14 protein-coding genes are annotated in these 13,431 nt (G+C 52.8%); all 14 read left to right on the forward strand.

The window, feature by feature from the left end; genetic code table 11:
- Positions 1-361: ATPase RavA domain-containing protein (locus tag H7A81_RS19990; protein WP_182058509.1), on the forward strand; the 361-nt coding region annotated here is incomplete at its 5' end.
- Positions 358-1,818: an ATPase RavA stimulator ViaA gene (gene viaA / locus H7A81_RS19995; protein ID WP_182058510.1), complete on the forward strand. Its 1,461-nt coding sequence runs from the start codon at positions 358-360 to the stop codon at positions 1,816-1,818. The genes H7A81_RS19990 and viaA, both read left to right, overlap by 4 nt.
- A gap of 66 nt (positions 1,819-1,884) precedes the next feature.
- Complete coding sequence (ovoA, locus tag H7A81_RS20000) at positions 1,885-4,011, forward strand: 5-histidylcysteine sulfoxide synthase (RefSeq protein WP_182058511.1); 2,127 nt, start codon at positions 1,885-1,887, stop codon at positions 4,009-4,011.
- Between the two features lie 108 nt (positions 4,012-4,119).
- On the forward strand, positions 4,120-4,581 hold the full coding sequence (asnC, locus tag H7A81_RS20005; protein ID WP_034830053.1) for a transcriptional regulator AsnC: 462 nt from the start codon (positions 4,120-4,122) through the stop codon (positions 4,579-4,581).
- A gap of 155 nt (positions 4,582-4,736) precedes the next feature.
- The gene (mioC, locus tag H7A81_RS20010) at positions 4,737-5,177 is read left to right on the forward strand and encodes an FMN-binding protein MioC (protein ID WP_034830052.1); all 441 of its coding nucleotides are present in this window, start codon (positions 4,737-4,739) and stop codon (positions 5,175-5,177) included.
- A 441-nt stretch (positions 5,178-5,618) separates the two neighbouring features.
- Complete coding sequence (gene mnmG / locus H7A81_RS20015; RefSeq protein WP_166933374.1) at positions 5,619-7,508, forward strand: tRNA uridine-5-carboxymethylaminomethyl(34) synthesis enzyme MnmG; 1,890 nt, start codon at positions 5,619-5,621, stop codon at positions 7,506-7,508.
- A gap of 47 nt (positions 7,509-7,555) precedes the next feature.
- A complete protein-coding gene (rsmG, locus tag H7A81_RS20020; RefSeq protein ID WP_038643976.1) occupies positions 7,556-8,173 on the forward strand; it encodes a 16S rRNA (guanine(527)-N(7))-methyltransferase RsmG in 618 nt (205 codons plus the stop codon).
- A 713-nt stretch (positions 8,174-8,886) separates the two neighbouring features.
- Positions 8,887-9,267, forward strand: a complete 381-nt coding sequence (gene atpI, locus H7A81_RS20025) for a F0F1 ATP synthase subunit I (RefSeq protein ID WP_034830047.1) — start codon at positions 8,887-8,889, stop codon at positions 9,265-9,267.
- Positions 9,268-9,275: 8 nt separating this feature from the next.
- Entirely contained in the window at positions 9,276-10,094 is an 819-nt protein-coding gene (gene atpB, locus H7A81_RS20030) for a F0F1 ATP synthase subunit A (RefSeq protein WP_034830046.1), read from the forward strand.
- Positions 10,095-10,144: 50 nt separating this feature from the next.
- The gene (atpE, locus tag H7A81_RS20035; RefSeq protein ID WP_003849523.1) at positions 10,145-10,384 is read left to right on the forward strand and encodes a F0F1 ATP synthase subunit C; all 240 of its coding nucleotides are present in this window, start codon (positions 10,145-10,147) and stop codon (positions 10,382-10,384) included.
- Between the two features lie 107 nt (positions 10,385-10,491).
- Entirely contained in the window at positions 10,492-10,962 is a 471-nt protein-coding gene (gene atpF / locus H7A81_RS20040) for a F0F1 ATP synthase subunit B (RefSeq protein WP_034830044.1), read from the forward strand.
- A 14-nt stretch (positions 10,963-10,976) separates the two neighbouring features.
- The gene (atpH, locus tag H7A81_RS20045) at positions 10,977-11,510 is read left to right on the forward strand and encodes a F0F1 ATP synthase subunit delta (protein WP_034830043.1); all 534 of its coding nucleotides are present in this window, start codon (positions 10,977-10,979) and stop codon (positions 11,508-11,510) included.
- 14 nt (positions 11,511-11,524) lie between these two features.
- Positions 11,525-13,066 (forward strand): F0F1 ATP synthase subunit alpha, encoded by a 1,542-nt coding sequence (gene atpA, locus H7A81_RS20050; protein WP_058961695.1) that lies wholly within the window; start codon positions 11,525-11,527, stop codon positions 13,064-13,066.
- A 52-nt stretch (positions 13,067-13,118) separates the two neighbouring features.
- Positions 13,119-13,431, forward strand: a 313-nt coding sequence (locus tag H7A81_RS20055; protein WP_182058512.1) for a F0F1 ATP synthase subunit gamma, incomplete at its 3' end; no start/stop codon positions are given.

A 13,431-nucleotide genomic window follows, 5' to 3' on the forward strand; every position in this document is an offset into this window, starting at 1 on the left:
TGTGCTGATTGCCCGTGAAGCCTTAACCCAGTGGCTGATTAAAGGCGGTGAAATTCGCGGCAAACTGAATGGCATTGGTTTTGGCCAGACGCTGGATCTGCTGGTGGATGCGCATCACTGCCTGACGCTACGCGATGTCAGCCTGCAATCCACACGCTTAACATTGCCCGGAGCCAGCAACAGTAGCGACATGCCGCAGGAAATCCAGGATGAATACGAAGCGCTGGATACCCAGCTCCGCGCACAGCGCACGCTGTTTAGCCAGCACCAGCGGTGCTTGTTTATCAGCGATGACTGGCTGGCACGTATTGAAACCAGCCTGCAGGATGTGGCAGAACAGCTGAAACAGGCGCGTAAATGATCTCACTGGAGACGCTGAGCACGCTGTTATCGATTGGCGAAACGGAGTTAATCGAAGAGTTGATTCTGGCCCTGCTCGCGTCGCCACAGCTGGCGCTGTTCTTTGAAAAATTTCCGCGCATGAAACAAGCCTTAATGCGCGATTTACCCCGCTGGCGCACTGAAATCGCGGAACAGATGAAAACCACGCCGGTGCCGGAAGCGCTGGCGCAGGAGTTTCAGCTGTTTCAGCAAATGCAATTGATCAGCACGCAGGATTTCAGCCACCAGCTTCCCCACATCATGTCGCAGCTAAAAAACCTGCCCTCGCCGTTTATCGAAGAGGCCAGCAAGCTTTTGCTGCACAACGAAACTGAACAACTGAGTAATGCGCAACACACGCTATTTTTGCAACGCTGGCGACTGAGCCTGACGCTGCAGACTCTTACGCTGAATGAAACCCTCCTGGAAGAACAACGCGAGCGTCTGATGGCCGAGCTGCAGCAACGGATGGCAATCAGTGGCCAGCTGGCGCCAATCCTTACCGACGATGATGAAGCCGCAGCCGGACGTTTGTGGGATATGAGCAAAGCGTCACTTCAGCACGGTGATTATGAGCTGATTGTGCAATATGGTGATTTCCTCGCACAGCAGCCGGAATTAATGAAACTGGCGCAGCAGTTGGGCCGCAGCCGCGAAGCCAAATCGGTGCCGTCGCAGGATGCACCGCTGGAAGAATTTCACCAACTGGTGCGCGAGCCCGATCATGTGCCGGAAGAGGTCAGCGGCATTCATCAGAGCGACGATGTGTTGCGCTTGCTGCCGCCCGAACTGGCTGCCTTGAGTATTAGCGAGCTGGAGCTGGAATTTTATCGTCGCCTGGTGGAAAAACGCCTGCTGACTTACCAGTTACAAGGTGATGCCTGGCACGAGAAAGTCACACTGCGCCCGGTCAGCCACCAGCAACATGAAGCGCAGCCGCGCGGGCCATTTATCGTCTGCGTCGATACTTCGGGTTCAATGGGAGGATTCAACGAACGCTGCGCCAAAGCCTTCTGCCTTGCGCTGTTAAAGGTGGCATTAGCCGATAAGCGCCGCTGCTACATCATGCTGTTCGCTCACGAAGTGATTGGCTACGAACTCACTGCCGATAGCGGCATTGAGCAGGCTATCCGTTTTCTTAGCCAACGTTTTCGTGGTGGCACCGATCTGGCGGCTTGCCTTGCTGCGGTGGTTAAACGTATGGAGGGCAGCGTCTGGGATGAGGCCGATGCGGTGATCGTGTCGGATTTTATCGCCCAGCGTTTACCGGATGACACCATCAACGCGATCAAGCAACGCCAGCGCCAGCATCAACAACGTTTCCACGCGGTGGCGATGTCGCTTCACGGTAAACCGGGCATTCTGCGTATCTTCGATCATATCTGGCGCTTCGATACCGGACTGAAAAGCCGCCTGCTGCGCCGCTGGAAACGCTAATTCATCTGGCAGAAATGCTTATTTGCTATAGTGAATAGTTCGCACACTGAGCATCTGGAGCATCTTGTGAACACCGCCCAACTTCCTGCACCGACCCGCACTTTGCAGCTCTCCGGCCAAAACGCCGAACAAAAACGGAGCGAGCTGCTGGCGTATTTCACCCAAACCTGGGAGCTGTACGAAAGCCTGTTTGATTGCCTTGCCGACGAACGCGCGTATTTCAACAAAGCGATCTCATTACGCCATCCGTTGATCTTCTACTTTGGCCACACCGCTACGTTCTATATGAATAAGCTGATGGCGGGTCGCTATCTGGACAACCGCGTGGACGATCGCATCGAAGCCATGATGGCAATCGGCGTGGACGAGATGAGCTGGGACGATCTCAACGACAGCCATTACGCCTGGCCGACGGTCGAAGAGGTGCGTGACTACCGTGGAAAAGTCAAAAACCTGGTGAGCGAGTTTATTCGCACCATGCCGCTGGAACTGCCGATCACCTGGGAAAGCCCGGCTTGGGTGGTATTGATGGGCATTGAACATGAGCGTATCCACCTGGAAACCTCCAGCGTGCTGATCCGCCAGCTACCGATAGAATGGGTAAAACCGCAGGCGCATTGGCCGGTTTGTCCGCAGGCGCGCCACGATCGCGCATCGGTTCCAGATAACTCGCTGATTGCGATGCCTGGCGGTCGCGTGCAACAAGGCAAAACGGATGACACTTACGGCTGGGATAACGAATACGGCAATCAGGTAACTGAACTCAAACCATTTAAGGCCAGTAAAATGCTGGTCAGCAACGCCGAGTTTTATCGCTTTATCGCCGCTAACGGCTATCAGGATCAGCGCTGGTGGGATGAGGAAGGCTGGGGCTGGCGTGAATTCTCTGGCGCGCAAATGCCCACTTTCTGGCTGGGTGACATATCGCAACCCGATCAGCTGAAACTGCGCTTAATGGCTGAAGAAGTCGCTCTGCCGTGGGACTGGCCAGCGGAAGTGAATCAGCTTGAAGCCGCCGCGTTTTGTCGCTGGCTGGCGGAAGAGACGGGTAAATCTATTCAACTCCCTTGTGAAGCCGAATGGATGCAGCTACGCGAACAGGTGAGCGGCGATCAGCCCGACTGGATCGAGGCGCCCGGCAATATCAATCTGGCCTATTGGGCTTCATCCAGTCCTGTGGATCGCTTTGCGCAGGGCGAGTTTTTCGACATTGTTGGCAACGTCTGGCAGTGGACCACAACGCCAACTAACGGTTTCGAAGGTTTCAAAGTTCATCCGCTGTATGACGATTTCTCAACGCCGACCTTTGATGGCAAACACGCGCTGATTAAAGGTGGCAGTTGGATTTCCACCGGCAACGAGGCGTTAAAATCGGCTCGTTATGCCTTCCGTCGTCATTTCTTCCAGCACGCCGGTTTCCGCTATGTGGTCTCCTCACATGAAGAGACCATGGCACTCAATCCGTATGAAACGGACAGCATGGTGTCACAGTATCTCGATTTCCAGTACGGACCGGGCTACTACAACGTGCCGAATTACGCCGTGGCGCTGGTGGAAAAACTGCTGCCGCACTGCAAGCAACGCGGTGTGGCTCTGGACCTCGGCTGCGCGACCGGCCGTGCCAGTTTTGAATTGGCACGCCATTTCGCGACGGTTACTGGCATGGATTATTCCGCGCGCTTTATTGATGTGGCGCTGCAGCTGACCTCCGGTGAGGACTTCCGCTATGTGGTGCCGGAAGAGGGCGAGCTGGTGGAATATCGCCAGGTGCGCCTGAAGGACTTCAATGTTAGTGACGAGCAAGCGGCGCGCATTCAGTTTGTGCAGGGCGACGCCTGTAATCTTAAACCGCAGCCGGATCGTTACGATCTGGTATTGGCTTCAAACCTGATCGATCGTCTGCGTCAGCCAAAACGTTTCCTGCAGGACGTCATCCCGATGATCCGCTCTGGCGGGCTTTTGGTGCTTTCGTCGCCTTATACCTGGCTGGAGGAATTCACGCCGAAGGAGAACTGGCTGGGCGGCGTGCGTGAGAACGGTGAAGCTTTGACGACCTATCAGGCATTGCAGCGTTTGCTGCGTGATGCCTTTGAAGAAGTGGTGCCGCCGCAGGATGTGCCGTTTGTGATCCGCGAGACGGCGCGCAAGTATCAACATACCGAAGCGCAGCTCACAATCTGGCGTAAGCGATAAAAAAAGCGTGCAGACTGCGGCTACCACGCGGTCTGCACCTTGCCTGCACTGCTAATTTGCTGCACATTCTCCACTGTTCATAGAAGAAGAACTTAAAGAGGATGGATGATGGCAGAACAACTGCAACTGGATAACCTTGATCGCGGCATTCTCAATGCGCTGTTGGAAAACGCGCGCACCGCATATGCCGAGCTGGCCAAACAGTTCAATGTCAGCCCCGGCACCATTCACGTACGCGTAGAAAAAATGCGCCAGGCAGGCATTATCCTGGGCACTCGTGTTGAAATCGATCCTCGTCAGTTGGGTTTTGATGTCTGCTGTTTTATCGGCATCATTCTGAAAAGCGCCCGCGATTATCCCGCAGCACTCAGCAAGCTGGAAGCGCTGGATGAAGTGGTAGAAGCCTGGTACACCACCGGCCACTACAGCATCTTTATTAAGGTGATGTGCCGATCCATCGATGCACTTCAGCAGGTGTTGATCAACAAGATCCAGACCATAGACGAAATCCAGTCCACCGAAACCCTGATCTCGCTGCAAAACCCGATCATGCGTACCATCAAGCCGTAATTCCCTCTCTTTCCTGTGCACAACCTTTTCCCAGGCGGATCACTTGTGTGATGCGCCTTGTCGGCTAATGCTTTCTGTTATTAACCCTGTTTTCCACAGGTGGATCACGGCTTGATCACAGCGTACAATGCTCGCCTTTAGTGCGGGAGAAGATCATGGCCGATATTACCTTAATCAGTGGCAGTACCCTTGGCAGCGCCGAATACGTCGCCGAACATCTGGAAGCAAAACTGCAGGAAGCGGGCTTTTCAACCGAGGTGCTGCACGGGCCAGAGCTGGACGAGCTGCCACAGGAAGGGATCTGGCTGATTGTGACTTCCACGCACGGTGCAGGCGAACTGCCAGACAATCTGCTTCCTTTATATGAAGCCTTGCAGGAGACGCAGCCGGACCTTTCCGCGGTACGTTATGGCGCAGTGGGTATCGGCAACCATGAATATGACCTTTTCTGCGGTGCCATTAAACTGCTGGAAGATCAACTCAACCAGTTAGGCGCCAAACGCATTGGCGATCGCCTGGAGATCGACGTTCTCGAACATGAGATTCCTGAGGATCCGGCTGAAGTGTGGGTTGAGACCTGGAAAACGCAAATTTAAGACGATCTTTGCCGGTTGGGGATCGGGAAAAGTGAACGATCCCCAGTTTATTTCGCTGTTTTATTGTTTTTTTTATGCCATTTTCTGTGGATAACACAGCCTTAATCTTGCGTATAACCGGTAGTTATCCCAATAACAACCCGTGATGCTTTTTTCGGCTGTGTATAAGTCGCCATTTAGATCCCAGCTTATACGGATCAGGATCACCGATCATTCACAGCAAGCGATCCTCTCTAATCCTCTGTTAATGCTTTGCTTTTCGGGGTTATCAACAGACCCTGACGATCCTAATAAGAGATCTAACAGAGAGATCATATAAAAGAATAAAGATCCTTTCTTTTAAACCGCAGGATCCCGCGGCTTTCGCAGTCGACAGAATTTCAGTAGAATCCACCGCCCAGGGCAATGATCCCTGTCCGAACATTAACGAGGACCCACTTCATGTTTTATCCAGATCCTTTTGACGTCATCGTAATCGGTGGTGGTCATGCGGGCACAGAAGCCGCGATGGCCGCTGCCCGAATGGGTCAGCAAACGCTGTTACTCACCCATAACATTGATACGCTTGGACAAATGTCCTGCAACCCGGCGATTGGTGGCATTGGGAAAGGACACCTGGTGAAGGAAGTGGATGCCTTAGGCGGTTTGATGGCGACAGCAATTGACCAGGCTGGTATTCAGTTTAGGATACTAAACGCGAGCAAAGGCCCTGCTGTGCGGGCAACGCGTGCGCAAGCCGACCGCGTGCTCTATCGCCAGGCAGTACGTACGGCGTTGGAGAACCAGCCGAACCTGATGATCTTCCAGCAGGCCGTTGACGATCTGATTGTGGAAAACGATCGCGTCGTCGGTGCTGTCACGCAGATGGGCCTGAAATTCCGTGCCAAAAGTGTGGTGCTGACAGTCGGGACATTCCTTGACGGCAAAATTCATATTGGTCTGGATAACTACAGCGGTGGCCGTGCTGGCGATCCGCCATCCATTCCACTGGCGAAACGCCTGCGTGCTTTGCCGCTGCGCGTAAATCGTCTGAAAACTGGTACGCCGCCCCGTATTGACGCACGCACCATCGATTTTTCGGTGCTGACACCACAGCATGGCGATACGCCAATGCCGGTGTTCTCGTTTATGGGTAATGTTTCTCAGCATCCGCAACAAGTTCCATGCTGGATCACCCATACCAACGAACAAACGCACGATGTGATCCGCAATAACCTCGATCGCAGCCCGATGTATGCCGGGATCATTGAAGGGATCGGACCACGTTACTGCCCATCGATCGAAGACAAAGTGATGCGCTTTGCCGATCGTAATGCGCATCAGATCTTCCTTGAACCGGAAGGGCTGACCAGCAACGAGATCTACCCGAACGGTATCTCCACCAGCTTGCCGTTTGACGTACAGATGCAGATCGTCCGTTCGATGAAAGGTCTGGAGAACGCAAAGATTGTGCGCCCAGGCTATGCCATCGAGTACGATTTCTTCGATCCGCGCGATCTGAAGCCGACGCTGGAAAGCAAATTTATCCACGGGCTGTTCTTTGCCGGTCAGATTAACGGCACCACCGGCTATGAAGAAGCTGCGGCGCAGGGCTTGCTGGCCGGTTTGAACGCTGCACGTGCCTCAGCAGACAAAGAGGGCTGGGCGCCGCGCCGCGACCAGGCTTATCTCGGTGTGCTGGTTGACGATCTCTGCACGCTCGGCACCAAAGAGCCGTACCGCATGTTTACCTCGCGCGCGGAATATCGTTTGATGCTGCGCGAAGACAACGCCGATCTGCGTTTGACAGAAAAAGGCCGCGAGTTGGGTCTGGTCGATGATGCGCGTTGGGCGCGTTATAACCAGAAGCTGGAAGCGATTGAGCAGGAGCGCCAGCGCCTGCGCGATCTGTGGGTACATCCGAAATCAGACAATGTGGGCGAAGTGAATAGCGTCATCAGTGCGCCACTGACGAAAGAAGCCAGCGGTGAAGATCTGTTGCGTCGCCCGGAAATGACCTACGAACTGCTGATGACGTTACCGAGTTATGGCCCGGCATTATCTGACGAGCAATCTGCAGAGCAGGTTGAGATTCAGGTGAAGTATGAAGGGTACATTGCACGCCAGCAGGAAGAAATTGACCGCCAGCAACGCAACGAAAACACCTTGCTGCCTGGCGATCTCGACTATCGTCAGGTTAATGGCTTGTCGAATGAAGTGATCGCCAAACTCAACGATCACAAACCTACCTCCATTGGGCAGGCCTCGCGTATTTCAGGCATTACACCAGCAGCGATCTCCATTTTGCTGATTTACCTGAAAAAACAGGGCCTGCTGCGTAAAAGTGCCTGATCGACCCTGGGGCGAGGTCACTCGCCCCCGTTTATGGAACGTTCCTTGTGATTAACAAACTCTCCCAGCTGCTCGATGCGGCAAATATTTCACTTACCGATCAACAAAAACAGCAGCTCGTCGGCTATGTAGAATTGCTGCATAAGTGGAACAAGGCGTACAACCTGACATCGGTGCGCGATCCGCAGCAGATGCTGGTGCGCCATATTCTCGACAGCGTGGTCGTCGAACCGCATTTACAAGGCGAGCGGTTTATTGATGTGGGCACCGGGCCGGGTCTGCCAGGGATTCCGTTAGCCATTGTCCGTCCGCAGGCGCATTTTACGCTGCTGGATAGCCTGGGAAAACGCATCCGTTTCCTGCGTCAGGTACAACATGAGTTAGGGCTCACTAACATCACCCCGGTACAAAGTCGTGTGGAAGAGTTCCCCGCAGAACCACCGTTTGATGGCGTTATCAGCCGTGCCTTTGCTTCGCTGGAAGACATGCTGAACTGGTGCCATCATTTACCGGGCACCTCAGGCCGCTTCTACGCACTGAAGGGGGTGCGTCCGGATGATGAAATTTCAGCCTTGCCTGCGGGCTTTGTGGTGGAGAAGATTGAATCACTGCATGTGCCAGAACTGGATGGTGAACGTCATTTAGTGGTGCTGTCTCGCCAATAGCCATAAAGAAGGTGCGGATTTAACACCAACCGCACCTTTAGTCAGTGAAAACGTCCTGAATAAAAAAACAGCAGTTGAACACTTTTAGTCAAAAGCTTTTATTCGGCAGGGCAGGGTGAGACGGTTAACAAGCGCCACGGAAATTATCCGAAAAGCTCTGTTACATTTAACGAACATTTCACATTTCATTATCAGTTAGATCACTTTATTGGCTGTATTTACCTGCGCAAATAGTCACGTCAGAAAATATAACTCTGCAATAAATCGGCGTGCGTAATATCAGTTTTACGTTTTTATTGCGATGTACGATGTCAATAGAGTGTTTTTATCGAAAATCATGACCTGATACCGGATGGATAATTCTATCGTTATGATAAAAAACAGCTTTCATCACTTTTGAAATCTTAAAATTCATGCTTAAAACAAATTCATTCGCCAGCCTATTGCCTATAATGTGATCTGAAGCACGCTTTAAAAGCAAGCCAACAAGGCAATTTCAGCGATTTAGCTGAGTCATAGTGGAAGGTGATGTTTTGAAAAATAGCCCTCCAGAAAGAAATTTAAATAATTGTTCACCTTTTCGCTACTTACCGATTGAAATCGCAGGTGGCGCCCGTATAATTTGCACGGCTTTTGCTGCTTGACTCAAATGAGTAAAGGCAGTCTTATACGACACGCGACATACCCCGTTCGGGGCAGGAGAGTTCAACGCCATGTCAGTGTCTCTTTACAGTGTGAAATTAGCCCGGACCGTGCTGGTGATCCAGCTGGTGACGTTTGTCATCATCGGTGCACTCTTTACTCTGAAAGATGTTATCTGGGGCGCCTCCGCCATCGCGGGTGGAGCGGCAGCCTGGCTGCCGAATGTGTTGTTTATGTTTTTAGCCTGGCGCCTGCAGGATCAAACGCCTGCCAAAGGTCGTGTGGCCTGGAGCTTCGCCCTCGGTGAAGTGTTGAAGGTCTTCACGACAGTCATTCTTCTCATGGTGGCGTTAGGTGTGTTTGGAGCGGTCTTCTGGCCTCTCGCAATCACTTGGTTATCGGTGCTGGTGGTGCAGATCGTCGCGCCGGCTGTAATTAACAACAAAGGGTAAGAGGCATCATGGCTGCTGGAGAAATCTCTACTCCGCAAGAATACATAGGTCACCACCTGAATAACCTTCAGCTGGACCTGCGTACTTTCGAGTTGGTGAATCCGCACGACGCTCCTGCGACGTTCTGGGTATTAAATATCGATTCCATGTTTTTCTCTGTGGTACTGGGACTGCTTTTCCTGGTGTTGTTCCGTAAAGTGGCAAAAAGCGCCACCAGCGGTGTGCCAGGGAAACTTCAAGCGGCTATCGAACTGGTTGTCGGTTTCGTTGATAACAACGTTCGCGACATGTACCACGGTAAAAGCAAACTTATCGCCCCGCTGGCTCTGACAATTTTTGTCTGGGTCTTCCTGATGAACTTCATGGATCTGCTGCCTATCGATTTGCTGCCGTTTATCGGTGAGCACTATCTTGGCCTGCCAGCGCTGCGCGTTGTGCCGTCTGCAGATGTGAACATCACGCTGTCTATGGCGTTGGGCGTCTTTATTTTGATTCTGTTCTACAGCATCAAAATGAAAGGCATTGGCGGCTTCACCAAAGAACTGACGCTGCAGCCTTTTAATCACCCGATCTTCATCCCAATCAACCTGATTCTTGAAGGTGTTAGCCTGCTGTCTAAACCGGTTTCACTCGGTCTGCGACTGTTCGGCAACATGTATGCGGGTGAACTGATCTTTATCCTGATTGCCGGCTTGCTGCCGTGGTGGTCGCAGTGGGTGTTGAATGTGCCATGGGCCATTTTCCACATCCTGATCATTTCGCTGCAGGCTTTCATTTTCATGGTCCTCACGATCGTCTATCTGTCGATGGCATCTGAAGAACATTGATTTTTTTATCTCAACACTAAGCTTTTAACTGAAACAAACTGGAGACTGTCATGGAAAACCTGAATATGGATCTGCTGTACATGGCTGCCGCTGTGATGATGGGCCTGGCGGCAATCGGTGCTGCGATCGGTATCGGCATCCTCGGAGGCAAATTCCTGGAAGGCGCTGCGCGTCAACCGGATCTGATTCCTCTGCTGCGTACGCAGTTCTTTGTTGTAATGGGTCTGGTGGATGCAATCCCAATGATCGCTGTAGGTCTGGGTCTCTACGTGATGTTTGCGGTCGCCTAAACCTGGTAGCCTTGTTCACTCATGGCACCCGGTGTGATGAGGAACGGATTCTGCCGTTTATCGCTGATAGCGGCAGAGCAAGTTAACTTAATAAGAGGCATTGTGCTGTGAACATTAATGCAACAATCCTCGGCCAGGCCATCGCGTTCATTCTGTTTGTCGCGTTCTGCATGAAGTACGTATGGCCGCCGATCATGGCTGCCATCGAGAAGCGTCAGAAAGAAATTGCTGATGGCCTTGCTTCTGCTGAGCGCGCGAAGAAAGATTTAGATCTCGCGCAGGCCAATGCGACCGACCAGCTGAAAAAAGCGAAAGAAGACGCTCAGGTCATTATCGAGCAGGCGAACAAACGCCGTGCACAGATTCTGGACGAAGCGAAAACCGAAGCTGAGACTGAACGTAACCGCATCGTGGCACAAGCGCAGGCAGAAATCGAAGCCGAGCGTTCACGTGCCCGTGAAGAGCTGCGTAAGCAAGTCGCGTTGCTGGCATTAGCTGGCGCCGAGAAAATCATCGAACGTTCCGTGGATGAAGCTGCTAACAGCGACATCGTTGATAAACTGGTCGCTGAACTGTAAGGAGGGAGGGGCTGATGTCTGATCTGATTACTGTAGCTCGCCCCTACGCCAAAGCAGCTTTTGACTTTGCTGTTGAGCATCAAAGTATCGATCGTTGGCAGACCATGCTGGCGTTTGCCGCTGAAGTGGCTCGCAACGAACAGATGGCAGATCTTCTTTCCGGTGCGCTCGCGCCGGAAGCTTTGTCTGCTTCTTTCAACGCGGTATGTGGCGATCAACTTGATGAACCCGCTCAGAACCTGATTAAGGTAATGGCGGAAAACGGACGTTTGACAGCACTTCCAGCGGTACTGGAACAGTACATCCAACTGCGTGACGCTTATGAAGCGACCGCCGAAGTGGATGTGATTTCTGCCAGTACCCTGAGTGACAGCCAGCTGAGTAAAATCAGCGCCGCGATGGAAAAACGTCTGTCACGCAAAGTTAAGCTGAATTGCAAAATTGACAAGTCTGTAATGGCAGGTGTGGTTATCCGTGCGGGTGACCTGGTCATTGATGGTAGCGTACGCGGCCGTCTTGATCGTCTGGCAGACGTCTTGCAGTCTTAAGGGGACTGGAGCATATGCAACTGAATTCCACCGAAATCAGCGAACTGATCAAGCAGCGCATTGCTCAGTTCAATGTGGTGAGCGAAGCTCACAACGAAGGTACTATTGTTTCTGTAAGTGACGGTATCATCCGCGTACACGGCCTGGCCGATGTGATGCAGGGTGAGATGATTGCCCTGCCGGGCAACCGTTACGCTATCGCACTGAACCTCGAGCGTGACTCGGTTGGTGCAGTAGTGATGGGCCCGTACGCTGACCTCGCCGAAGGCATGAAGGTTAAATGTACTGGCCGTATTCTTGAAGTTCCAGTTGGCCGTGGCCTGCTGGGCCGTGTGGTGAACACCCTGGGTGCACCGATCGACGGTAAAGGCGCAATCGACAACGACGGCTTCTCGCCTGTTGAAGTGATTGCACCGGGCGTTATCGACCGTCAGTCAGTAGACCAGCCTGTTCAGACCGGTTACAAATCTGTCGATGCGATGATTCCAATCGGCCGTGGCCAGCGTGAGCTGATCATCGGTGACCGTCAGACCGGTAAAACCGCAATGGCAATCGACGCCATCATCAACCAGCGCGATTCAGGCATCAAGTGTGTCTACGTTGCGATTGGCCAGAAAGCGTCAACCATTTCTAACGTGGTACGTAAGCTGGAAGAACACGGCGCGTTGGCTAACACCATCGTCGTTGTGGCTTCTGCTTCTGAATCCGCTGCACTGCAATACCTGGCGCCATACGCCGGTTGCGCAATGGGTGAGTACTTCCGTGACCGCGGTGAAGATGCCCTGATCGTATACGATGACCTGTCTAAGCAGGCTGTTGCTTACCGTCAGATTTCACTGCTGCTGCGCCGTCCACCAGGTCGTGAAGCATTCCCAGGCGACGTGTTCTATCTCCACTCTCGTCTGCTGGAGCGTGCATCACGCGTAAGCGCTGACTACGTTGAGCGTTTCACTAACGGTGCTGTGAAAGGCCAGACCGGTTCTCTGACCGCGCTGCCAATCATCGAAACTCAGGCGGGTGACGTTTCTGCGTTCGTTCCGACCAACGTAATCTCGATTACTGATGGTCAGATCTTCCTGGAATCAAACCTGTTCAACTCCGGTATTCGTCCAGCCGTTAACCCGGGTATCTCTGTATCCCGTGTTGGTGGTGCTGCACAGACCAAGATCATCAAGAAACTGTCCGGTGGTATCCGTACCGCTCTGGCACAGTATCGTGAACTGGCTGCGTTCTCTCAGTTCGCATCCGATCTGGACGATGCAACGCGTAAACAGCTGAGCCACGGTCAGAAAGTGACCGAGCTGCTGAAACAGAAACAGTATGCGCCGATGTCTGTCGCGCAACAGGGTCTGGTGCTGTTTGCTGCTGAGCGCGGCTTCCTGAACGACGTTGAACTGGCGAAAATCGGCAGCTTCGAAGCCGCTCTGCTGGCGTTCGCAGACCGCGATCACGCCGAGCTGATGGCTGAAATCAACCAAGCGGGCAACTTTAATAACGAAATCGAAGAGAAGCTGAAAGGCCTCCTCGAAACGTTTAAAGCAACCCAGTCCTGGTAATGTCTGGCGGCTTGTCTGAAAAGGCAGGCCGCAAGGCTTTGAGGAGAAGCTAATGGCCGGTGCAAAAGAGATACGTACCAAGATTGGAAGCGTAAAAAATACGCAGAAGATCACCAAAGCGATGGAAATGGTCGCCGCCTCCAAAATGCGTAAAACGCAGGAACGCATGGCGGCCAGCCGTCCGTATGCAGATACCATGCGCAAAGTGATTGGTCACCTTGCTCTCGGTAATCTGGAATACAAGCACCCTTACCTGGATGAGCGTGACGTTAAGCGCGTCGGCTACCTGGTCGTTTCGACTGACCGCGGGCTTTGTGGTGGTTTGAACATTAACCTGTTCAAAAAATTGCTGGCAGATATGAAGG

This window comes from Pantoea sp. ME81 (assembly GCF_903970985.1).
Lineage (GTDB): Bacteria > Pseudomonadota > Gammaproteobacteria > Enterobacterales > Enterobacteriaceae > Pantoea > Pantoea communis.

What these genes read in the sequence shown, in the direction of transcription:
- viaA (WP_182058510.1), top strand. Translation starts at nt 358, where the DNA reads ATGATCTCACTGGAGACGCTGAGCACGCTGTTATCGATTGGCGAAACG.
- asnC (WP_034830053.1), top strand. Translation starts at nt 4,120, where the DNA reads ATGGCAGAACAACTGCAACTGGATAACCTTGATCGCGGCATTCTCAAT.
- mioC (WP_034830052.1), top strand. Translation starts at nt 4,737, where the DNA reads ATGGCCGATATTACCTTAATCAGTGGCAGTACCCTTGGCAGCGCCGAA.
- mnmG (WP_166933374.1), top strand. Translation starts at nt 5,619, where the DNA reads ATGTTTTATCCAGATCCTTTTGACGTCATCGTAATCGGTGGTGGTCAT.
- atpI (WP_034830047.1), top strand. Translation starts at nt 8,887, where the DNA reads ATGTCAGTGTCTCTTTACAGTGTGAAATTAGCCCGGACCGTGCTGGTG.
- atpB (WP_034830046.1), top strand. Translation starts at nt 9,276, where the DNA reads ATGGCTGCTGGAGAAATCTCTACTCCGCAAGAATACATAGGTCACCAC.
- atpE (WP_003849523.1), top strand. Translation starts at nt 10,145, where the DNA reads ATGGAAAACCTGAATATGGATCTGCTGTACATGGCTGCCGCTGTGATG.
- atpH (WP_034830043.1), top strand. Translation starts at nt 10,977, where the DNA reads ATGTCTGATCTGATTACTGTAGCTCGCCCCTACGCCAAAGCAGCTTTT.
- atpA (WP_058961695.1), top strand. Translation starts at nt 11,525, where the DNA reads ATGCAACTGAATTCCACCGAAATCAGCGAACTGATCAAGCAGCGCATT.